At 31.1% G+C, this 21,537-nt stretch carries 22 protein-coding genes; 7 read left to right on the top strand and 15 right to left on the bottom strand.

The features are described 5' to 3' along the window. Positions 1–137 precede the first annotated feature (137 nt). Positions 138–1,904: a transcription termination factor Rho gene (rho, locus tag BUA99_RS00505; protein WP_072986800.1), complete on the top strand. Its 1,767-nt coding sequence runs from the start codon at positions 138–140 to the stop codon at positions 1,902–1,904. 92 nt (positions 1,905–1,996) lie between these two features. On the opposite strand, the gene BUA99_RS00500 is transcribed toward rho, so the two are convergent. The 3 genes from BUA99_RS00500 to BUA99_RS00490 form a co-directional block, all read right to left on the bottom strand. Then, the gene (locus tag BUA99_RS00500; RefSeq protein WP_072986797.1) at positions 1,997–3,220 is read right to left on the bottom strand and encodes an RsmB/NOP family class I SAM-dependent RNA methyltransferase; all 1,224 of its coding nucleotides are present in this window, start codon (positions 3,218–3,220) and stop codon (positions 1,997–1,999) included. Positions 3,221–3,359: 139 nt separating this feature from the next. After that, positions 3,360–5,321: a KUP/HAK/KT family potassium transporter gene (locus BUA99_RS00495; RefSeq protein WP_072986794.1), complete on the bottom strand. Its 1,962-nt coding sequence runs from the start codon at positions 5,319–5,321 to the stop codon at positions 3,360–3,362. 114 nt (positions 5,322–5,435) lie between these two features. Further along, on the bottom strand, positions 5,436–6,782 hold the full coding sequence (locus BUA99_RS00490; protein ID WP_072987684.1) for a splicing factor U2AF large subunit: 1,347 nt from the start codon (positions 6,780–6,782) through the stop codon (positions 5,436–5,438). Positions 6,783–6,898: 116 nt separating this feature from the next. Between BUA99_RS00490 and BUA99_RS00485 the strand changes: the two genes are divergently transcribed. Next, entirely contained in the window at positions 6,899–7,960 is a 1,062-nt protein-coding gene (locus BUA99_RS00485; protein WP_072986792.1) for a WD40/YVTN/BNR-like repeat-containing protein, read from the top strand. 57 nt (positions 7,961–8,017) lie between these two features. On the opposite strand, the gene BUA99_RS00480 is transcribed toward BUA99_RS00485, so the two are convergent. From BUA99_RS00480 to BUA99_RS00465, 4 genes are all read right to left on the bottom strand, one after another. Next, on the bottom strand, positions 8,018–8,404 hold the full coding sequence (locus tag BUA99_RS00480; protein ID WP_234972864.1) for a sensor of ECF-type sigma factor: 387 nt from the start codon (positions 8,402–8,404) through the stop codon (positions 8,018–8,020). Between the two features lie 99 nt (positions 8,405–8,503). Then, positions 8,504–8,917: a hypothetical protein gene (locus tag BUA99_RS00475; RefSeq protein WP_072986788.1), complete on the bottom strand. Its 414-nt coding sequence runs from the start codon at positions 8,915–8,917 to the stop codon at positions 8,504–8,506. A 30-nt stretch (positions 8,918–8,947) separates the two neighbouring features. Beyond that, a complete protein-coding gene (locus tag BUA99_RS00470; RefSeq protein ID WP_072986786.1) occupies positions 8,948–9,490 on the bottom strand; it encodes an RNA polymerase sigma factor in 543 nt (180 codons plus the stop codon). A 60-nt stretch (positions 9,491–9,550) separates the two neighbouring features. Beyond that, entirely contained in the window at positions 9,551–10,666 is a 1,116-nt protein-coding gene (locus BUA99_RS00465; RefSeq protein ID WP_072986785.1) for an SRPBCC family protein, read from the bottom strand. A 571-nt stretch (positions 10,667–11,237) separates the two neighbouring features. Here BUA99_RS00465 and BUA99_RS00455 point away from each other — a divergent pair. Beyond that, on the top strand, positions 11,238–11,618 hold the full coding sequence (locus tag BUA99_RS00455; RefSeq protein ID WP_072986780.1) for a pyrophosphohydrolase domain-containing protein: 381 nt from the start codon (positions 11,238–11,240) through the stop codon (positions 11,616–11,618). 109 nt (positions 11,619–11,727) lie between these two features. Here the strand turns inward: BUA99_RS00455 and BUA99_RS00450 are convergent, their stop codons facing one another. Continuing rightward, positions 11,728–12,795, bottom strand: coding sequence for a branched-chain amino acid aminotransferase (locus BUA99_RS00450; RefSeq protein ID WP_072986778.1), 1,068 nt, complete (start codon positions 12,793–12,795; stop codon positions 11,728–11,730). 289 nt (positions 12,796–13,084) lie between these two features. Here BUA99_RS00450 and mnmD point away from each other — a divergent pair, with 289 nt between their 5' ends. Then, positions 13,085–13,750, top strand: coding sequence for a tRNA (5-methylaminomethyl-2-thiouridine)(34)-methyltransferase MnmC2 (gene mnmD / locus BUA99_RS00445; protein ID WP_072986775.1), 666 nt, complete (start codon positions 13,085–13,087; stop codon positions 13,748–13,750). A gap of 156 nt (positions 13,751–13,906) precedes the next feature. Then, positions 13,907–14,104 carry a hypothetical protein gene (locus BUA99_RS00440; RefSeq protein WP_072986774.1) on the top strand — a complete coding sequence of 66 codons (198 nt, stop codon included), beginning with the start codon at positions 13,907–13,909 and terminating at the stop codon, positions 14,102–14,104. A 31-nt stretch (positions 14,105–14,135) separates the two neighbouring features. On the opposite strand, the gene BUA99_RS00435 is transcribed toward BUA99_RS00440, so the two are convergent. Further along, positions 14,136–15,077, bottom strand: a complete 942-nt coding sequence (locus tag BUA99_RS00435; RefSeq protein WP_072986771.1) for a LysR substrate-binding domain-containing protein — start codon at positions 15,075–15,077, stop codon at positions 14,136–14,138. 108 nt (positions 15,078–15,185) lie between these two features. Between BUA99_RS00435 and BUA99_RS00430 the strand changes: the two genes are divergently transcribed. Both BUA99_RS00430 and can read left to right on the top strand, forming a co-directional pair. Then, on the top strand, positions 15,186–15,665 hold the full coding sequence (locus tag BUA99_RS00430) for a Dps family protein (RefSeq protein WP_072986769.1): 480 nt from the start codon (positions 15,186–15,188) through the stop codon (positions 15,663–15,665). A gap of 313 nt (positions 15,666–15,978) precedes the next feature. Beyond that, positions 15,979–16,620: a carbonate dehydratase gene (gene can / locus BUA99_RS00425; protein ID WP_072986767.1), complete on the top strand. Its 642-nt coding sequence runs from the start codon at positions 15,979–15,981 to the stop codon at positions 16,618–16,620. On the opposite strand, the gene BUA99_RS00420 is transcribed toward can, so the two are convergent. From BUA99_RS00420 to BUA99_RS00395, 6 genes are all read right to left on the bottom strand, one after another. Next, on the bottom strand, positions 16,617–17,579 hold the full coding sequence (locus BUA99_RS00420; RefSeq protein WP_072986764.1) for a sodium-dependent bicarbonate transport family permease: 963 nt from the start codon (positions 17,577–17,579) through the stop codon (positions 16,617–16,619). The two genes, can and BUA99_RS00420, sit on opposite strands and share 4 nt — an antisense overlap. A 6-nt stretch (positions 17,580–17,585) precedes the next feature. Further along, positions 17,586–18,545 (bottom strand): L-threonylcarbamoyladenylate synthase, encoded by a 960-nt coding sequence (locus BUA99_RS00415; RefSeq protein ID WP_072986761.1) that lies wholly within the window; start codon positions 18,543–18,545, stop codon positions 17,586–17,588. Between the two features lie 8 nt (positions 18,546–18,553). After that, entirely contained in the window at positions 18,554–19,402 is an 849-nt protein-coding gene (locus BUA99_RS00410; protein WP_234972863.1) for a DUF6671 family protein, read from the bottom strand. Further along, a complete protein-coding gene (locus BUA99_RS00405) occupies positions 19,392–19,679 on the bottom strand; it encodes a hypothetical protein (RefSeq protein WP_072986759.1) in 288 nt (95 codons plus the stop codon). Before BUA99_RS00405 ends, BUA99_RS00410 begins: the two co-directional genes overlap by 11 nt. Positions 19,680–19,839: 160 nt before the next feature. After that, positions 19,840–20,082: a hypothetical protein gene (locus BUA99_RS00400; RefSeq protein WP_072986756.1), complete on the bottom strand. Its 243-nt coding sequence runs from the start codon at positions 20,080–20,082 to the stop codon at positions 19,840–19,842. A 17-nt stretch (positions 20,083–20,099) separates the two neighbouring features. After that, positions 20,100–21,536, bottom strand: a complete 1,437-nt coding sequence (locus BUA99_RS00395; RefSeq protein WP_072986753.1) for an NADP-dependent isocitrate dehydrogenase — start codon at positions 21,534–21,536, stop codon at positions 20,100–20,102. Position 21,537 lies beyond the last annotated feature (1 nt).

Here is a 21,537-nt window from a genome sequence, read left to right as displayed (position 1 = left end):
CTATTGTCTGATTAAAATTTATTCGTATTATTGCAGTATAATACCGTAAGCACTTCATACTGCGGTCCGTTCAATTTAAAGTTACTACTTATTTTTTACATTTTCCAAAAAAAATTAATTAAACTCATAGGACATTCATGTTTGATATTTCTGCATTAAAAGAAATGAAGCTTTCTGAGCTTCAAGAAATTGCCAAGGCGGCTAAAACAATAAAATTTAATGGTGTAAAAAAAGAGACTTTAGTTGGTCAGATTTTAGAACATCAAGCAAATAAAGCAGACGCTAAATCTGATACTATTTCGGAAAATACAGTTGAAGTTGATAAAACTAAACGCGCTCGTATTATACCCGTAAAGAAAGTAGCTATTCAAAAATCGAAAACAAAATCTCTTTTTGAAACTGATGAAGACGCAACTGATAATATGATTATCGAAAATATTATTACAACTCAATCTTTAATAAAACAGGAAGAAACAGCAGTTCTAATACCTGTGCAGGTCGAAGACAACTTAGAGGAGAAAAAAGCCGGAAAAGCAATTAAATTTAATAAATCAGCTTACGATAAAAAAATAGCTTTAAAAAAGACAAAAGAGGAAGTTAATGACATTCCAAAAGCTGAGCAAACAGTTGTAGAAGTTTTAACCGACGACAAAATAGAAGCTGCATTACCAATAAAAAAAATTAATCCAAACCAGTTGCACAAACAAAATGCAAATGGAAGCCAAAGCACAAATCAAAATCCAAACTTTAAAAATAAAAAAAATAATTTCGCGGCTTCTGATTTTGAATTTGACGGGATTATTGAAAGTGAAGGTGTTTTAGAAATGATGCCAGATGGTTATGGCTTTTTAAGATCTTCTGATTACAATTACTTAGCGTCACCAGATGATATTTATTTATCAACTTCTCAAATTAGATTATTTGGTCTTAAAACCGGAGACACGGTAAAAGGTGTGGTTCGTCCTCCTAAGGAAGGAGAGAAATTTTTTCCTTTAGTTAAAGTTTTAAAAATTAATGGTCATGATCCTCAAGTGGTGCGTGATAGGGTTTCATTCGAACATTTAACTCCTGTTTTTCCCTCTGAAAAATTCAAATTAGCCGAGAAACAAAGTACTATTTCTACTCGAATTATCGACTTGTTTTCTCCAATAGGAAAGGGACAACGTGGTATGATTGTAGCACAGCCAAAAACGGGTAAAACAATGTTGCTTAAGGATATTGCAAATGCAATTGCTGCAAACCATCCCGAAGTATATTTAATTGTTTTGTTAATTGATGAACGACCTGAAGAAGTTACTGATATGCAGCGTTCTGTGCGTGGTGAAGTAATTGCTTCAACATTTGATAGAGAACCTCAAGAACATGTAAAAATTGCTAACATTGTACTTGAAAAAGCAAAACGATTAGTAGAATGCGGTCATGATGTAGTGATTTTACTAGATTCGATTACTCGTTTAGCACGAGCTTACAATACAGTTCAACCCGCATCAGGTAAAGTTTTAAGTGGTGGTGTTGACGCTAACGCATTGCAAAAACCAAAAAGATTTTTTGGTGCTGCTCGTAACGTAGAAAATGGAGGCTCATTAAGTATCATTGCAACGGCACTGACTGAAACTGGTTCAAAAATGGACGAAGTCATCTTCGAAGAATTTAAAGGAACTGGTAATATGGAATTACAATTAGATAGAAAGATTGCCAATAAACGAATATTCCCAGCAATCGATTTGACATCTTCAAGCACTAGACGGGATGATATGCTTTTGGATGCAAAAACTCTACAGCGTATGTGGATTATGAGAAAATATCTTTCAGATATGAATCCTGTGGAAGCAATGGATTTTATTAATGATCGCTTTAAGAAAACAAGAAATAACGAAGAGTTTTTAATATCTATGAATGATTAGAAAATTAAAATTTAAAAATTAAACGAAAAAAAAAAACTCCAATTTTCAAAGCTGAAAGTTGGAGTTTCTTTTTTTAATTAAATTATCAACATTTAATCTTTTTGCTCTTTTCGCTCCATTAAAGCCATGTAAAAACCATCAAAACCTGATTCTGAAGCAAGTATTTTTTGATCTTTAATAAAATTGAATTGTTTCCCAATATCAGTAGCTAAGAAACGAGCAACTTGATCTTGATTTTCAGATGGTAAAACCGAACAAGTAGCATAAACTAATTTCCCACCTGGTTTTACAATTTTTGAATAACTCTCTAAAACTTCTGATTGTACTTTACGGATGTTTTCAATAAATTCAGGTTGTAATTTCCATTTTGCATCGGGATTTCTTTTTAAAACTCCTAATCCACTACAAGGCGCATCAATAAGGACACGATCAGCTTTTTCATGTAGTTTTTTGATAATTTTAGTAGAGTCTATAATTTTATATTCAATGTTAAAAGCACCATCTCTTTTAGCGCGTATTTTCAATTGCTTTAATTTGCTTTCATACAAATCCATTGCAATTAATTGACCTTTATTTTCCATTAAAGCAGCGAGGTGTAATGTTTTCCCACCAGCACCAGCACAAGTGTCAACAACTCTCATACCTGGTTTAACATCAAGGAAAGCAGCTACTAATTGCGAATTAGCGTCCTGAACTTCAAAGAAACCTTGTTTAAATGCATCAGTCAAAAACACATTTGCACGTTCTTTCAACACTAAAGCATCAGGTTGATTTTTCAACGTTTCTGTTTCTATATTTAAATCCATCAAAATAGCACGAAGCACTTCTCTTGTAGTTTTAAGCGTGTTCACACGAAGGATCACTTTTGCTGGTTGATTCTGAGCTGTAATCTCTGTTGTCCAAACTTTTTCTCCTAGCTCTTTTACGCCTAATTCATCCATCCAGTCTGGGATAGATTCCTTCAGGGCTCTCACTTTAGAAAGCTCATCAAAACGCCCTTTAATTTTACGTTCTGGAGTTCCTTCAAGTTGGCGCCAATCTGGAATAGGGTAACCCCTTAAAACTGCCCAAACCGAAAACATTCTCCATAGATTGTCTCGATCAAAAGGTTCTTTCACTTCTGCAATTTCCGCATATAATCGTTTCCAACGCACAATTTCATAGATTGTTTCTGCAACAAACTTTCTATCTGAACTTCCCCAACGTTTGTCTTTTTTCAAGGATCGTGCAACAACTTTATCTGCATATTCGCCTTCATTAAAAATTGCATTTAATGCGTCTATTGTTGTGTAAACTAAATTTCTGTGTAATCTCATTTTAAATTATTGAGGTGCAAAGGTACTATTAATTGATTAAATGTTTTGTCATTAGTACTGAATGTTGATTTTTAATTTGGAAACAAAAAAAAACACTGATTAATAAACAGTGTTTTTAATTTATAAGACCTATTTGTAGTTATTTAATTCTTTTTAAATCCATTTTTTCAGGTGCATGAAGCACTAATGGAAATTTCTCAATTTTTACGGAGCTACTATCTAAACCAAAAGCTTTTTCCTCAGATAAACTCAATTTTTTAATTAAGAAATAAGAATTCATAATTATTTTTTCATGCCATAATAATCGGCTATCATTAGAAAGAAATTTTTCAGATAATACAAATTTGAAATCTCCTATTATATTGTTTTTATTCAGCGATTCGTATCTACTGGTAATATCTACTTCTCCTTTTTTAACCATGTCTTTAATTACCTCTCTAAACATTAAATTTATTTTAGTAGGTTCTCTAAAACCAAGATTGAAATCAACTCGATACAAGTCGTCTTTTAGAATTTCAGTTACTTTATATTCTGCTTTGTAGGGTTCAGTTAAAATATTTACATGTACAAACCAATATATATCAGCTCTTTTTGGTCGTTTTTGCAAAATAGAATACATTACTTTTTCTTCTATTTCATCAGCTCTTCCCGCATTAGTCATGTAAACTAAGTGTGTTGCGTATTTAGGAATTGATAAATCTGCACTTAATTCAACTAGTACTTTTTTATAATCTTCTATTTTGACAATTTTTGTATAACTCTTATTAATTTGTTTAGCGAGATACCAAATTGTCATGATACTAATTAATGCAAAAGCGATAAATAACGTAACGTAGCCACCCTCTGTAAATTTAGTGATGTTAGCCGCTAAAAAACTAAATTCAATCATTAAATATATAGTGATTAAAGGGATTATAAAGTATAATTTCACTCTTTTCATTATCAAATAAAAATTGAGTAAAATAGTGGTCATTATCATGCATAAAATAATGGCTAATCCGTAAGCGTGTTCCATATTGCTGGATTCTTCAAAGTGTAATACTATACCAACACAACCTAAAAATAACAACCAATTTATAGAGGGAATGTACAATTGCCCCTTTAATTCGGTAGGATATTTTATTTTTACTTTAGGCCAAAAATTCAATCTCATAGCTTCATTGATAAGAGTAAAAGAGCCACTTATCAATGCTTGTGATGCTATTACAGCAGCTAAAGTTGCAATTACAATTCCAATAGGCTGGAACCAGTCTGGCATAATGAGATAAAAAGGATTTCCATTTTTTCCTCCAAGACTTTGTAAAGTTTGCCCTTCTTTATGAATTAAATAGGCAGCTTGTCCAAAATAATTAAGCACTAGCGCTGTTTTGACAAAAATCCAACTAATTCTTATATTTTTTCGACCGCAATGACCCATGTCAGAATATAATGCTTCAGCACCTGTTGTACAAAGAAATACGAAACCTAAAACGAAAAATCCCTCAGGATGGATGCTAAGTAGGTGATAAGCATAATAGGGATTTAATGCTTTCAATACTTCAACATTTTGAACAATTTGGCTTAAGCCAAGAACGGCGAGCATTCCAAACCAAATCATCATCATTGGTGCAAAAAATTTACCAACTAATTTTGAGCCAAATTGTTGTATTGCGAAAAGTACAAATAAAATTCCTATCACTATAGGAATAGTATTGATCTCTGGATAAAAAGTCCTAATTCCTTCCACAGCAGATGAAACCGAAATAGGCGGCGTGATTATTCCATCAGCTAGTAGTGCGCTTCCACCAATGATTGCCGGTACAATTAACCATTTAATTTTAGTTTTTTTGACTAAGGCATATAAGGCAAATATACCTCCTTCACCATGATTATCAGCGCTTAAAGTAATAAGTACATACTTTATTGTAGTTTGCAAAGTAAGAGTCCAGAAAACTGCTGAGACTCCACCTAGAACAATATCAGCATTTATAATGTGATCACCCAAAATAGCTTTCATAACATATAATGGAGAAGTTCCAATGTCACCGTATATTATTCCTAATGAAATTAATAAACCACCTAATGTCAATTTACTATGTAAGTCCTTGTGCGCAGCGCTCATGTAATTATTTTAAAAAACTTGTCAAAAGTACACTTTTAAAATAAATTGGAGCTTTTTATAGAACAAAAAAAACACGGTCTTAAAAGCCGTGTTTTTAATAATTCAAATACTCATTTAAGACCTTCTATTCTCAGTTCTTCCGGTTGATGATTCTCTTCGAGATTCCATTCGTTGCGGAGTTGCTACTCTTTCAGAATTTCTTCTTGATTGAGTTTGTATCCTTTCAGGAGTGGAGTCAATTGAACGGCTTGCTCTATTTTCAGAATTTCCTCTTGATTGAGTTTGTATCCTTTCAGGAGTGGAGTCAATTGAACGGCTTGCTCTATTTTGAGAATAATCTTTGGCAGATTCTGTTCTTTGAGGAGCGGAGTCAATTGAACGGCTTTCTCTATTTTGAGAGTAATCTTTTGTAGATTCTGTTCTTTGAGGAGCAGACTCTAATACTCGACTCGCTCTATTTTGAGAGTATTGTCTTGCGTTTTCGTTACTTCGCTGAGTAGACTCAGTTGAGCGACTTGCTCTATTATAAGAATATTGCCTTGAAGATTCCGTTTTTTGTGGAGCCGACTCTATTGAACGACTTGCTCTGTCTTGAGAATAATCTCTTGCTGAATTGTTTCTTTGAGTGGTGATTTCTCTCGAAGAATTTATTCTATTTTGAGAATTTTCTCTTACTGATGAACCTCTTCTACTTGCATAATTGTTTTCATATCTAGAATTTCGGCCCTGCACTAATTCATATCGGTTCGCAACGTTTGCATTTCTTCTTGAAAAAGAATAGCTAGGATTTAAGCGTTCATAACCATTTGAGCTTCTTGAGCTATATAAAATTACTGCACGATTACTTCTTCTGTAATTTACATAATTATAGTAATTATTGTTTGTCAAACAAATATTAATATTATTTCGGTATCTAAAAACTGGAAATGGATTCCAAGCATAATAATAAGAAGGATAATAATTCCAGTTCCAAGTCGAATAATACGGACGATAATTATTTGACCAAAATGATCCATATATTACTGGTGTATTATAATAAACGGGCTCATAAATGTAATTTTGTCCATACATAAAAACATTTCCTACCACTTGTACATGGATCTTATTGTTTCTATCTTTTTCCACATCAATAGTCGCTACGTCTTGATAAACATCTTGATCTAAAACGGATTGAATAATTATCACGTGTGTTCTATTTTCAACGGTTTCAATAACTCGTAAATAATCTACTTGATCATCATTATTCAAGTCTAAATTGGATATTTGTAATTTAGGATCGTTTAATCTTCTTTCAAAGTCTTGTAAATCTCTGGAATCTCCAAAGATTGAAGCCACAGCTCTCAAGTCAAGATTATCGCTAATTTCAGCATTGAAAGCATTTACAGAAGTTCTATTTTGCGCTTGTATTTGTGTTGCGAAAACAGTAGTAAATAAACTCAATAGTAGTAGTTTCGTTTTCATAATTTTTGTGTCTAAATGTTTATTTTTAGGAACTTTCAATTACTGTGCCAATACATTTTTTGCCTACAATTCCAATTCTTTTAAATATTGTAAATTAGCACCTTAAAATAATTATTATGCAAAAATTTTTTATATTTCCATTGCTTCTGCTTTGTTTTGCATCCTGTAAAACAGCAATTTATAATTCTGATAAATCTTCATCTTTAAATTATAAATCTCTTACGATCGATACTTTATTTCAGGATGAAATCAGTATTCGAGCAATAGAATTAGATAATAATAAAATTTGGTATACCGCTAATAAAGGAAGATTTGGTTTTTTTAACATGGATAGTAATTTTAAAAAAGAAATCATCCTATCAAAGGATTCGCTCAAGCTAGAATTTAGAAGTATAGCTCAAACTATGGATAATCTTTATATCGTAAATGTTGGAAGTCCTGCTGTACTTTACAAAATTTCAAAAAACGAATTAGATCCTAAATTAGTATATCAAGAAAATAATGATAAAGTGTTTTTTGATAGTATGAAGTTTTGGGATCATGATAATGGAATTGCGATGGGAGATCCTATTTCTAATTGCTTAAATATAATTATTACAAAGGACGGTGGCAATTCATGGCACAAAATTCCTTGTGAAAAACTACCAAAAACAGAAGAGGGAGAAGCTGCATTTGCGGCAAGTAATACAAACATTATTATAAAGGGCAATAGCACTTGGATTGTCTCTGGTGGAAAAAAATCAAGAGTTTTTCATTCGCCTGATCGAGCTTTAAACTGGAAAGTTTATGAAACACCCATTGTCCAAGGTAAGGCAATGACTGGAATATTCACGGCTGACTTCTACAATGAAAAATTAGGCTTTGTTGCTGGAGGGAATTATGATGTTCAAGGTCAGAACTTTGCTAATAAAGCAGTGACAACAAATGGTGGAAAAACCTGGAAACTTATTGCTGAAAATTTAGGATTTGGTTATGCGTCATGTGTGCAATATGTTCCCGAGAGTAAAGGAAATTCACTTGTCGTTGTAGGAACTTCTGGAGTGTATTATTCCGCTAATGCTGGAAAAACATGGAAGCTTTTATCTGAGGATACAAGTTTTTATACCTTGCGTTTTATAAATGAAAATACAGCAATAGCAGCAGGGAAAAATAAGATGGTTCGACTAAATTTCAAGTAATAAAAAACCCTAAACATAGATTATCATTTAGTTCAGGGAATTTAGAATTAATAAAATTTATTTTTTTAAGTTTTTATTTCTGTACTGTTGTAATAATTTTCGATTGAAGTCTTCTTCAGCTTTTTTCAATTTAACAATTTTTACCGCCGGTAATACTGATTTTACATTCTGCATAAATTTTTTGCGAAGTAAAAATAATTCTTCTTCTGTATCTTCTATTTGGGAAAGAAAATAAGTTGCTTCTTTTTCAGTGATTTTGTCCAAAGAGCCATCATTCATCCTTCTACTAAAAGCTTTCATTTTATTGTGCCTCAATTCAAATTGATTATCATCAAATGTGTTATAAAGAGGCCAGAATTTTTCGGCTTCATTGGTGGTAAAGTCTAATTCTGTCGTGAAGAATGCAACTTTCAAACTTCTTATTTGTTCTTTTTTATCTTTCATACTTTCGCTTTGAGCGAAAAAAGTAAAAGAAATTAAGAGCAATAAAAAGGTACTCAATTTTCGATTATTCATTTTTTTTATTTTTAGTGCGTAAATGAGTTATTCAGTAATTAAATTTTCCACATTAGGATTATAGGATAATATCTCTTCTATGGTTTTATCTTCAATTGCTAAACTTACATTCATGCTGTTAATATCATCTTCTTCTAATGCATTTATTAAATCGTACTGGTTTACATTTGTTTGATATGTAATGTAATTTTCTAATGCAACAGCATCTAATTCCGTTGACTTTGCTGACCAATTGTTAACTATTGGAATCATTAAAGCAAATAGTAACAGCGCGGCAGCACTAAAAAACAAATATTTTCTTTTTTGAAAAATAGAAATAACTTTTGTTTCATTAGTCACTATTTGATCCATCATTTTTAACGAAAAATTTTTAAAATAGTGATCCGGCGTTATAAATCCTGATTCGATTTTAGGTTCGTTTTCTAACTTAAATGTTTTCATATGCTTTAGACACTTTTACTTTAAAAAGGTTTAATTTGTGTTGAGGAATGCTTCAATTTTTTTTACAGCTATATGATACGATGCTTTTAAACCACCTACAGAAGTTCCTAAAATTTCAGACATAGCATCGTACTTCAGTTCCTCAAAATATTTCATCTTGAAAATTAATTGTTGTTTTGCAGGAAGAAGAACAATTGCTTTTTGTAATTTTAGTTGGATTTCATCACCGTCAAAAAAGACATCGGCTTCTAAATTGTCAATTATTTTACTTTGAAGTGCTTCAGAAGAAATTCCACTTTTCTTAGATTTTTGCTTTAAAAAAGTTAAAGCCTCATTGGTAGCTATCCTATACATCCAGGAGAATAGTTTACTATCGCCTTTAAAATTTTTTAAATTTTGGTAAACTTTTACAAGTGTGTTTTGTAAAACATCATCAGTATCATCGTGATTTAAAACTATATTTCTAATCTGATTGTAAAGTGGTCTTTGATACATTTGTATCAGTCTTTCAAACGCTTGATTCTGCGTTTTCGAATCTAATAGTTGTTGTATAAATTTCTGCTCTTCTTGCAAAATTATTTTTGTTTATTAGAATAGCATTTAGATAAAAGGTTTAATAGATGATAAAGTATTTTAGAATTCAGAAGGTTCTTCTTCTTTAATAATTTTTGAAATTGGTATTTTTACCTCCTCTACTTTCTTAACGGGAACATAAATTCTCACAGGAATTACCTTTGGTTTTATAGGAAAATAAATTTCAGTAACCCATTTGGAAGGGCTTTTGTTTTCTAATTTACTTACTTTATAGATTTCCAAAAATGAAAACGTCACATCTAAGTCAATTGTATTAGCATTAACATAAGCAATTGTTTTGTCAATTGCTTTTTTACTATGAGAATAGTCTCCTGTTAAAGTTGTTTTTACCGCATCAAATGCTTTAAGTTCTCCTGTTAAAATATCGCTACCAGCGCTAGTTAACATTTTGTTTTTAATGGGAACACAAAAAGATACTCGAGTTACATCATTTATGAGATCGTATGTATGATAAAGTAAAAATGGATTTCCGTTCCTCTCGATGTTATTTTGATCACAAAAATTAATGATCTTCCTAAATACGATTCTCGAATTTTTAGTGACATTAGAAATTTTACTTGTAAAGGACTGTCGTAAATAAAAAGTACTATCTTTCTTTACTAATCCGTCTACTTTGATATCAAAAGTATTTATTTCAAAATCTAGGATTTTATCAAGATTGGCAAGACTTTTTTCATACATCGTTCCAATTATTTTATTTATTCCACCGTTGAATACATTGTAAACTTTCATCGAAAAATTCATGCTTCCTACTGTTTTCCAAGTGACTTTTGTCCCACCAACGGTATCTTTAAAACTCCAGAACACTGAGGAAGTGGTATTATCAAAATTCATTTTCTGTGAAATACTGTCATTCTCATTTATAAAATAAGTTCTAACATCTCCAGATCCACTTTTACCTTGCCAGGAGAAAGACGCGCCGGAACCAATTGTTTTATTAGAATAAGTGATTTGTGCTGTAGGATCATCAGTGATCCAAGTGCTAAAGTCGCCCCAATTTCGATAATCGTTTACAAAATTAAATACAGTTGATTTTGGAGAATTTATAATTTTACTTTTCTCAACTGTATATTCTCCTTTTTGAGTGGCAATAAAAATAGTTACAGCTACAAAACTAAGTAGTACCAAAAGAAATAAATATTTTAAAATCCTCATAATTTGTGCTTTAATTGAATTTGTAAAGTTATTGATTTAATTTAGATGTAATTGTAACAGTTTAAAAAAGATAATGATATTTTCTGAATAAATAAAATTAAAATCCGCCATAATTTTACTGCTAATTATCAAAAAAACGTTTGCAGTCAAAGAAGTGTTATCTTTTCTTTGTAACTCAGAAAATGGAAGGTTGTTTATTTACTCTTCAAGCACGTTGATTATGTAGATTAGATTTTCGACCTAATGGAGTTTGAAAATAAACTTAACAGAATTTAAATAGTGGATTTTTTAATTTCCAAATCTAACGTTTAAAAAATATTTTTATCAAAAACAGAACAGCAATAAAACCAACAAAAGCAATTAAGATTTTATAATTATCTTTGTAAAATATCTTATGTAACGCTAAGTCTTTTCGATAAGCATAATACACAGCTATGACAAACGCAATAAAAAAGAGACCTGCAAACACTAACTGTCCTTGACTAAACATAGTTTAAATTTTTTTTACAAATTTAGCTATTTGTTTAATAAAATTTAGCTAAAATATATTTCATTTAACAAAAATTATAAAATGCAAAAACAACTTAATGCCGTTAAAGAATTTCATAAAACTTTTAAAATCGACTTTAGTGAAACTATTACTGCAGATTTAGGAACTAATAAACACAAACTTCGTTATGATTTAATGAAGGAGGAAAATGAGGAATATTTGGATGCCGTTGAAAAGAAAGATATTGTAGAAATAGCTGATGCTCTTGGTGATATGTTATACACACTATGTGGAACTATAATTGAGCATGGATTACAGTATAAAATCGAAGCTATTTTTAATGAAATTCAGCGCAGTAATATGAGTAAATTAGATCATGAAGGAAACCCAATTTATCGTGAGGATGGAAAAGTTATGAAAGGTTCTAATTATTCTAAACCTGATTTTTCAAAAATTCTTTAAATAAATTCATATTTGCATCTTCTTAATAGAATAAATAAATTGTGGTCACCTTAAATATAAAAGGCGATTTACATCATGAAAATCGCCTTTTATATTTGAATTATAAATGTTACACTTTTACAGTCCATCCAAATTTATCTTCTTCTAATTTATTTTGGATGTTTGTTAATTTATTTTTGAGGTGAGCCGCAACAGAATTGTCAATTTTTGGCAATTCATAGTAAATATCTTGATATGAAAACCCAGAAATTTGACTCACAACAGCCGCTGTTCCCGCACCGAAAATTTCTTGTAAAGTACCATTTTTCGCAGCCTCTACAAGATCCGAAACTAAAACTGGACGAACTTCTACATTTATATTTTCGCTTGTAGCTAGATCAATTAAGGTTTTTCTAGTTACACCATCTAAAATTCGTTCGCTTACTGGTGCTGTTAGTAAAACATTATTAATTACAAAGAAAACATTCATTGTTCCTGCTTCCTCGAGTTTTGTATGCGTTGCATCATCCGTCCAAATAACTTGTTGAAATCCCGCTTCGTTAGCTAGATTAGTTGGGTAGAATTGAGCAGCATAATTTCCCGCAGCTTTAGCAGCTCCAATTCCTCCATTAGCAGCACGACTAAAATGCTCTGCAATCAATACTTTTACCTCACCTGCGTAATACGAAGTTACTGGTGATAAAATGATCATAAATTTATATTCGTTTGATGGATTTGCAATAACTCCTTTTCCTGTTGCAATCATAAAAGGCCTGATATACATTGCGTTTCCACTTCCTTTTTTAATCCAAGCTTCGTCTAATTGTAACAATTGGTTCAAACCGTTCATGAATATTTCCTCAGGAACTTCTGGCATTGCCATTCTAACAGCTGATTTATTAAAACGCTTGTAATTTTCATCAGGTCTAAAAAGCCAAACAGTCTCTTGAGTATCTTTATATGCTTTCATACCTTCAAAAATAGCTTGTCCGTAGTGAAAAACTCTACTTGATGGATCTAGTAAAAATGGCGCATAAGGTTTTATAATTGGTTTTTGCCATTCACCATTTTTAAAATCACATTCAAATAAATGATCGGTAAAAACGGAGCCAAAACTTAAGTTTTCAAAATCTACTTCATTTATTTTTGTAGTAGGAGATTTTAAAATTTCAATTTGGTTGGTTTGAGTTGTGCTCATAATAGTGTATTGTGTTTTAATTTTTAGCCTAAATTATTAATAATTGTATTTTAAATACCTAAATTAATCTTTTGCAAAATTAAATAAAAATCGGCAAATTGATTGTCAAAAAAACATTTATAACGACTAATATTTAATTATTGTTTGAATTTTAACTAATTTTAAAAAATTGTGTGTTATTATGGTTTATTTACAATAATTAGTCTCTTTTCGAAGGTAAAATCTCAACTTTTCATTAATTTTACGTTGTTTGAAAAACATTACAATCACCTAAATCTACAATCAAACTTTGAAAAGGGAAATTATACAAACTTTAGATGGATCTACAACGATTCATTTACCAGAATGGAACGAATGCTATCATTCAAAACACGGAGCAATACAAGAAGCGCAACATGTGTTCATCAAAAATGGATTGAAATTATTTGAAAATAAAAAAGTTGCCATTCTTGAAATTGGCTTTGGCACCGGTTTGAATGCTTTTATAACATTATTAGAATCAAGGAAATTAAATCAAAATATTGAATACGTTGGAGTCGAGGCTTACCCGATTTCTGCGGATGAGGTAATAAGTATGAATTTTGTTAACGAATTAGATGCTAATGCTGAAGGTAATCTTTTTAAAAAGATGCACGAGAGTAATTGGGAAGAGGAAATTACACTAGAAAATGATTTTAAACTTGTAAAAAGGAAACAGTATTTTAACGAAATTAATGATGAAAATAAATTTGATTTAATTTATTTTGACGCTTTTGGGTACAGAGTACAACCAGAGTTGTGGAGTACCGAAATTTTTAGGAAAATGTATAATGCTCTTAAAGTAAATGGAATACTAGTAACTTATGCTGCAAGAGGAGTTGTTAAGCGTAGCATGATAGAAGTAGGTTTTACAGTTGAAAAATTAGCTGGACCTCCTGGTAAAAGGGAAATGTTTAGAGCTATAAAAAGTAAATGACAACTTTAAATTGTGCATAAGTCGTTAAAAATCAATAATGTAAAATTGTTGAAATATAAAACTAAATACTACGTTAAATGTTTATAAAGTAATTTGAAAAGAATGTATTTTTACATCAATTTCAATTTGGGTATTAACCAAAATATATGTTTTACCATGACAAAAATTATGTTTGATTATACAAAATCAGTTTTAGAAAGAGTAAGTTTTGATCCGAAGCTTTTTTGTAAAGAGTTGGAAAAAGCAATAAAAATGTTGTTGCCTTATGAAATGGAGCAACTGAGAGAGTGGTTAATAAGTTTTACTTTAGAAAAACCAGAATTAAGACAATATTTATTAATAGTTAATTCATAAAAAAAAGGGAATCGTTTATCGGTTCCTTTTTTTATTTCTTGTGTACTGAACTTATAATTTGAACGTTTTGAAAAACAATTGCACCTTTTATGACTCCTGCGATTGTAGCTCTTAAAGCTTCTATAATTTGAATTTTTAATTCATTTTTAGGATAAATTAAACTAACTTCTCGGGCAGGCTTTGGCTCTTTGAAATGTCTCAATTTCATCTTATCGCTTTCCTTTAAATCTAATGTGTGTAAATAAGGTAGTAAGGTTGTGCCAAGACCTTCATCAGCAAGTTTTATTAGGGTTTCAAAACTCCCGCTTTCAATTTGAAAATGTCCATTATCGGTTCGAGTGCTATTTTTACAAAGATTTAAAATACCATCCCGAAAACAATGTCCGTCTTGCAATAATAATATTTCGTCTAAATTTAAATCTGAAATTTCAATTTCTTCTTTTTGATAATGATGATGACTTTCTGGAATATAAGCCACAAACGGCTCGAAATATAGGACTATTTCTTTAATTTTTTCCTCCAGCAGTGGTGTAGCAGCAATTGCAGCGTCTAGATGACCATTATTAAGTTTAACTATTATTTCATCTGTATTAAGCTCTTCAATAATCAACTTAACTTTTGGATATTTTTTAATAAAATTATTCAAAAACATAGGAAGTAGCGTTGGCATTATCGTGGGAATAATTCCTAATCTAAATTCGCCACCAATAAAACCTTTCTGCTGTTCTACAATATCTTGAATTCGATCTGCTTCATTAACAATATTTTTGGCTTGATTCACAATTTTTTGGCCAATATCAGTCAATTGAATTGGTTTTTTTGTGCGGTCAAATATCTGAATGCTTAATTCTTCCTCTATTTTTTGGATTTGCATACTTAAAGTAGGCTGAGTAACAAAGCACTTTTCAGCCGCTAGAGTGAAATTTTTATGTTCAGCTACCGCTAAAACATATTTTAATTGAGTAATTGTCATGTTATAATCTTTTCTAATGCAAATTTAGTGAAACAATAACTTTTTGTTATGCTGTTTCTCTTATTATTTGATTAAATTTACATAAATAAATAATAAAAATACTATAAAATGAAAACAAATATCCTAGGGTTACCCGTGAAAGAATCAGAAGCAATTGTAAATGAGTTAAATGTCTTATTATCAAATTTTCAAGTGTATTACCAAAACTTAAGAGGGATACATTGGAATATCAGAGGTAAAAGATTTTTTGATCTTCATGTGAAGTTTGAAGAATTATATACCGACTCGCAAATAAAAATAGACTTAATTGCAGAAAGAGTTTTAACCGTTGGCGGTACGCCACTACATACGTTTGAAGATTATGTAAAACACAACCAACTTGTCGTAGGTAAAAATATTTCTATAGATGAAGAAGCAGTACAATTAATTGTGACATCCTTATCCCATTTATTAAAGTTAGAGCGGGAAATTTTAAATAAATCGGCAGAAATCAATGATGAAGGTACTAATGCACTGATGAGTGATTTTATTGCTGAACAAGAAAAAACAATCTGGATGATGCAAGCTTGGTTAGAAGAAAGTTTATAAGTTTCTGAATATTTTTATAAAAGCAAAATAAGATATAACTATTTTATTTTGCTTTTTTTTGTCGTTGTGATACTTAATTATTATTTAAACAAAAGATAGAAATAAGCAAAAGATATTTTTTTTAAAAAAAAAATCAATTGATTAAACCATAATAACACCAATTGTGAAATTTATTTACTTGTCAAGCGATATGATTTAATAAAACATAAATTTATTGAAGATAAAAATAATTACTTTAGCAAAAATTTAAATGCTGTTCAATACTTAGTTTATCGATTATTGAATACGTTACACAGCTATAATTATTTAATTTATGACAGATTTTTATAATCAAATCTTAGAAAATAATAAAAAATGGGTTGAAACCACTTTGGAAAGTGATCCAAATTATTTTAAGGATTTAGCTAAAGGTCAAACGCCACCTTTATTATGGATAGGTTGTTCCGATAGTCGTGTTCCTGCAAATGAAATTATAGGAGCAAAAGCAGGCGAAGTTTTTGTCCATAGAAACATTGCTAATATGGTTGTACATACCGATATGAATATGTTAAGCGTTTTAGACTATGCGGTGAATGTTTTAAAAGTGAAGCATGTATTAGTTTGCGGGCATTATGGATGTGGAGGTATAAAAGCTGCAATGGGCAATGATTCTATTGGAATAATTGACAACTGGATTAGGCATATAAAAAATGTCTATAGATTACACAGTAAATATTTGGATTCGATCCATGACGAAACTAGCCGATTTAATAAGTTTGTTGAGATCAATGTTCAAGAGCAAGTAATTGATCTTGCTAAAACATCAATTGTTCAAAACGCTTGGCGTAATGGGCAAATTCTTACGTTACATGGCTGGGTTTACGGTCTAAATTCAGGTTATGTTACTGATTTAGATGTAAATATGAGCAGCAATGATGATCTAGATGACACTTATAAATTGAAGTTTAGCATTTAATAAGCCATTATAATTGACAAATAAATAGGCATTCCAAAGGTGATATTAAAAGGAAATGTCACTGCAAGTGCCATAGGTAAGAATAAACCTGGATTTGCTTTTGGCACGGCAATTTTCATCGCCGCTGGAACTGCAATATAAGAAGCACTCGCTGCAAGAACGGCTAATATGAAGCGATTACCAATATCATGGGTAACAAATTGACTTGTAATTGCAACAATACAGCCGTTTACTAATGGAATTGCTATTGCAAAAATCACTGCAAACCAACCACTTTTAATAAAATCATTTAATTTTCTCCCGCTTACAATTCCCATATCCAATAGAAATATTGCTAAAAATCCTTTAAATAAATCAGTGGTAAATGGTTTAATTCCTAGTGCTTGCTCTTCACTAGCTAGCATACCAATTATTAAACTTCCTAAAATTAGTAGAACGCTTCCATTGGTAAAGGAATGTTTAACTAAAGATATTATAGATGTACTGGATTCATTTTTTTTATCGAACATTCTTATTAAAATAACTCCTACTATAATTGCTGGTGCTTCCATCAATGCCATTACCGCTACCATGTGACCACTAAAAGTCATATTTTGTAATTCAAGAAAACTGGCTGCCGTGACAAAAGTTACTGCACTAACAGAGCCATAAGCTGCAGCAATTGCTCCAGAATCATAAATATTAAATTTTCTTCGTAAAATAAAATAGGAATAAACAGGAATGACTAGTGCAATAAAAACCCCAAATAATACTGACCACACAATTTCCATAGTAAAATCGCTATGCGCTAATTCTTGACCACCTTTAAAACCGATAGAAAATAGTAAATAAAGAGAGATGAATTTTGAAGAGCCTTCAGGAATTTCCAGATCGCTTTTTAATTTAACTGCTACAACGCCTAGTATAAAAAATAGTAATGCAGGATTGGTAAGGTTTTCAAATAGTAAATCTAAGTTCATATTTTATTAATTTTTTGTCGCGCGTTCTAAACGATCGTTTATTGATTTTCCTAAATTGTTTTCTGGAAATTTTTCGGCAATTATAACATCTAAATTTTGCTTATCTAAGCGATGCATTGCGGCATATAAATTTGACATTGCTTCTTTTAAATTTCCTTTTTCTGATAATATCTCCTTCGATAAAATAATTGGATTGTGCGAGGAATCTTGGAATAATAAAACACCTATTTTTTTATTGGGATGCAAATCTAATTCTTTTTCAACATTTTCAGCTAGTATGGTTTTCGTTTTTGGTGCATAATGTCTCGATAACATTCCAGGAGCATTAGGTGACTTTTCTTCATTATTTTTAATCTTTATTTTGCCAATGACATTCTCTACCTCCTCAATAGAAATCGAACCAAGACGGTATAAAATAGCCTCTTCACCTTCAAAGCCAACGATTGTAGATTCTATTCCGTTTTTACAACTTCCACCATCTAAGACTAGTGATAAATCATTAGGAAAATAATCGGCTACGTGTTGCGCAGTGGTTGGACTAATAGATCCAAAGGGATTTGCACTTGGCGCTGCTAATGGAAAATCTAATGATTGTAATAATGCTAAAGTCATAGGATGGTTTGGCACCCGAACTGCAACTGAATCTTTTCCGGCAGTGATCAAATCAGGAATGTTGTTTTTCTTTTTTAAAACTAACGTTAGCGATCCAGGCCAGAAAGCTTTGGCAAGTTTTTGAGCTTTTACAGGTATTTCAGCAGCTATGGTATGTAATAAATCTTTGGAATAAATATGCACAATCAAAGGATTAAAAAAAGGTCGATTTTTAGTCTCAAATATCTTTTTTATCGCTTTTTCATTATAGATATTGCCTGCTAATCCATAAACGGTCTCGGTAGGAATAGCAACTAATTCATTGTTTTCAAGAATTTTTTTTGCTTTATTGATATCAGTAGAAATTTCAATCATCATATTTATTAGGGATTACAATAGTCACAATAAGTAGGTTCTTCAAATTGAAGACCTCGTGGAAATATTTTTTCTTCTTTGAATTCGCATTTTTTACATTGATAAATATGACTTAAAGTTGATCGCGTGGGCGAGCCACAACTCCTGCAAGGTAAGCCAGAAATTGTATTTATTATATCAAAGCCCGGTGTTTCACAACGAGTACAACAGTTTTTTATTTTTTTTAAAAGGGCCAATGTTGCTTTTTCTATTACCTTCATACGAGTTGGATTGAATTGAGCACGCATATCAGTTTCTACAAACACAGATGAAAAAGTTTTATGCAATTCTCTATATTTTTCCAATAAAATTTTGTTAGAAACAATTCCTTTTTCAATAATCAGCGGATTTATTTCTGTTGATTTTAAAATGATTCCATGCGCTGGAAAGTGCGATAAAGTTGCAAATTCTAAAAGCTCATCTTCTGAAAAAACAATCTTTCCATTAAAATTTGTATCCAAACTAATTTCCCTAGCTATAATTTCTATATCATTCTTGAAGTCCTTTAACATTACCAACTCTTCATTGGCAGAAGCGAAAAATAAAGTAGGATGTGCACCAAAAGATCCTTCGCTGGCAATAACTAAATCACAATTAGTGTTATTGAACCCTAATTCGCATTTCGTTCGTAAAGTATTTAAAGCGTTGTCTTTTCGCAAAATTTCTCCTGAAAAAGTACCTAAACTATCAGTATCAAAAAAATCTGAAGTAAAACAATGCACTCCCATTTCATTTTCTAAAATTGGCGCGATCACTGTTTCTTTCTGATGTTTAGTAGCGATTAAAACTGTTCTATTTAAAAAGATGTTATTTTTCAAAGCTTATGGTAATTGTACTTTTTATGACCAAGTTTGAAGGATTCATTTTTGATTCTTCTAGCATTACTTTAATTGCATTTTTCGCATCAATAAGTTCTTGAATTCGTTGTTTTGAAGTCGAAATGTCTTTATTAAATCGAATATGGTTGCTAAAATCTTCTCTATTGTGGTAATCAATTTTATAATTGAATAATGCAGTCAAAATATTTCCCGCTTCTTCATTAGAAAATATGCCATCAATTAATTTATAATCCTTCTTTAATTCCATATTTTCCATTTAAAATTTGATTAAAAAGATGTGTTGCAATAATATCTTTGTTTTTACAAAAGTTTACTATTTAAAATAAGATTTATTTCTTTTGCCACAAAGTCTTGTTGACTTTGTGGCAAAAGAAATAAAAAAGATTCACTACTGTTTAAAATATAAAGATCAATACTTACTGGATGTGAATCGAGGATTCTAGCGTCACGTTATTAGTTTTAGTGTTCAAAAATACTCTTATTTCATAAAGCGATTTTTGTAGTTTTTTTATTTTATTTTCACGACTTTTGATATCTTCTTCTTGATGGGAGTTGCATATTTTACTCTCATGAAATTTTATTTTAATATCAATCATTTTTACAATTAATTCTAAAGCTTCATTAGAATTGAATTCACCTTCAAGAAGTTGTATATCCATTTTTTTGTGATTTAAAATTATTGTCCTTGTCCTAGAGAGTAACCTGACTTTCCATCAAATTCGTATAAGTTTTCTGTTTTGATAACATCAACTTGAGTGTCGATTGCATTAGACAACAACTCTATAATTTGCTTTTTTGTAATCGTTTTACCATCGTTTGGTTTAAACCTACAACGCCAATGATCTGTGCAAAAAGTCTCTTCAAAACCTTCTGGCCATACTTTAATACCTCTATTGGTTATCATTGTCAAATCAGTATTAGGTAAAGTAACCGCTTTTAATTTTTTAGCTATCTCATTAGGATTTGTTCCGTTCCAGTGTACAAATAAGTCTACACCAACTAACTCTTTTTTAGCAGCAGGTTTTTTAACGTACTTTGGAAGATTCAAAACTACATTTTTATCAAATGAAACCTCTTTTAAAATAGAAGGCTTATTTCCTAAATTTTTTATAACTGCTTCTGCAAACTCTTTAGTTCCTACTTTTTCTTTACTAATACCTTCTTTGTAAATGTCATATGTATGAATTCCGTCCTCAATAGTTTTTAACCACGCGTTTTGAACTTTTTCTGCAACTTCAGTTTGCCCGATATGATTAAGCATCATTACTGCTCCTTCTAATAAACCAGATGGATTGGCTAAATTTTGCCCGGCGCGTCTTGGGGCTGAACCGTGAATTGCTTCAAACATAGCACATCCCTCACCTATGTTAGCCGATCCGGCAAGTCCTACTGATCCTGCAATTTGGGCAGCAATATCAGATAAAACATCGCCATAAAGATTCAGTGTTACAATTACATCAAAAATTTCTGGAGTGTCGGCCATTTTAGCAGCTCCTATGTCAATAATCCAGTGTTCATTTTCAATTTCAGGATATTCTGCAGCTATCTCGTCAAAAACTTGGTGAAACAATCCGTCTGTTTGCTTCATGATATTGTCTTTAGTAAAGCAAGTCACTTTTTTTCTACCATAAACTTTAGCATATTCAAAAGCATACCGTACGATTTTCTCACATCCAGGACGGCTTATCAATTTTAAACATTGGATTACCTCATCTGTTTGTTGATGCTCAATTCCAGCATATAAATCCTCTTCATTTTCACGGATGATTACAATATCCATTTTAGGATGTTTAGTCTCTACGAAAGGATGTAAACTCATACAAGGTCTGACATTTGAGTACAACCCTAGAAATTTTCTCGTGGTAACATTCAAACTTTTATATCCACCACCTTGAGGAGTTGTAATAGGAGCTTTTAAGAAAATTTTGTTTCTTCGGATAATATCCCATGACTCAGCTGCTATTCCTGAACTATTTCCTGACAAATATACTTTTTCACCTACTTCAATTTCATCAATTTCAATTTCTGCTCCTGCTGCTTTGATAATTTCTAAAGTGGCATTCATGATTTCTGGACCTATTCCATCTCCTTTTGCTACTGTAATTCGTGTCATA

The sequence above is a fragment of the Flavobacterium segetis genome (genome assembly GCF_900129575.1).
In the GTDB taxonomy this organism is placed as follows: Bacteria; Bacteroidota; Bacteroidia; order Flavobacteriales; family Flavobacteriaceae; genus Flavobacterium; species Flavobacterium segetis.
Note: the sequence above shows the minus strand (reverse complement) of the source record. Positions and strands in the feature narration are given on the sequence as shown.

Excerpts from the sequence above, each read along its gene's own strand:
- BUA99_RS00400 (WP_072986756.1), bottom strand. The coding sequence starts at position 20,082 with ATGGATATACAACTTCTTGAAGGTGAATTCAATTCTAATGAAGCTTTA.
- BUA99_RS00490 (WP_072987684.1), bottom strand. The coding sequence starts at position 6,782 with ATGAAAACGAAACTACTACTATTGAGTTTATTTACTACTGTTTTCGCA.
- BUA99_RS00435 (WP_072986771.1), bottom strand. The coding sequence starts at position 15,077 with ATGACAATTACTCAATTAAAATATGTTTTAGCGGTAGCTGAACATAAA.
- BUA99_RS00485 (WP_072986792.1), top strand. The coding sequence starts at position 6,899 with ATGCAAAAATTTTTTATATTTCCATTGCTTCTGCTTTGTTTTGCATCC.
- BUA99_RS00455 (WP_072986780.1), top strand. The coding sequence starts at position 11,238 with ATGCAAAAACAACTTAATGCCGTTAAAGAATTTCATAAAACTTTTAAA.
- BUA99_RS00420 (WP_072986764.1), bottom strand. The coding sequence starts at position 17,579 with ATGAACTTAGATTTACTATTTGAAAACCTTACCAATCCTGCATTACTA.
- can (WP_072986767.1), top strand. The coding sequence starts at position 15,979 with ATGACAGATTTTTATAATCAAATCTTAGAAAATAATAAAAAATGGGTT.
- BUA99_RS00395 (WP_072986753.1), bottom strand. The coding sequence starts at position 21,536 with ATGACACGAATTACAGTAGCAAAAGGAGATGGAATAGGTCCAGAAATC.
- BUA99_RS00440 (WP_072986774.1), top strand. The coding sequence starts at position 13,907 with ATGACAAAAATTATGTTTGATTATACAAAATCAGTTTTAGAAAGAGTA.
- BUA99_RS00450 (WP_072986778.1), bottom strand. The coding sequence starts at position 12,795 with ATGAGCACAACTCAAACCAACCAAATTGAAATTTTAAAATCTCCTACT.
- BUA99_RS00465 (WP_072986785.1), bottom strand. The coding sequence starts at position 10,666 with ATGAGGATTTTAAAATATTTATTTCTTTTGGTACTACTTAGTTTTGTA.
- BUA99_RS00415 (WP_072986761.1), bottom strand. The coding sequence starts at position 18,545 with ATGATTGAAATTTCTACTGATATCAATAAAGCAAAAAAAATTCTTGAA.
- BUA99_RS00500 (WP_072986797.1), bottom strand. The coding sequence starts at position 3,220 with ATGAGATTACACAGAAATTTAGTTTACACAACAATAGACGCATTAAAT.
- BUA99_RS00475 (WP_072986788.1), bottom strand. The coding sequence starts at position 8,917 with ATGAAAACATTTAAGTTAGAAAACGAACCTAAAATCGAATCAGGATTT.
- BUA99_RS00480 (WP_234972864.1), bottom strand. The coding sequence starts at position 8,404 with ATGAAAGATAAAAAAGAACAAATAAGAAGTTTGAAAGTTGCATTCTTC.
- rho (WP_072986800.1), top strand. The coding sequence starts at position 138 with ATGTTTGATATTTCTGCATTAAAAGAAATGAAGCTTTCTGAGCTTCAA.
- BUA99_RS00495 (WP_072986794.1), bottom strand. The coding sequence starts at position 5,321 with ATGAGCGCTGCGCACAAGGACTTACATAGTAAATTGACATTAGGTGGT.
- BUA99_RS00405 (WP_072986759.1), bottom strand. The coding sequence starts at position 19,679 with ATGGAAAATATGGAATTAAAGAAGGATTATAAATTAATTGATGGCATA.
- BUA99_RS00430 (WP_072986769.1), top strand. The coding sequence starts at position 15,186 with ATGAAAACAAATATCCTAGGGTTACCCGTGAAAGAATCAGAAGCAATT.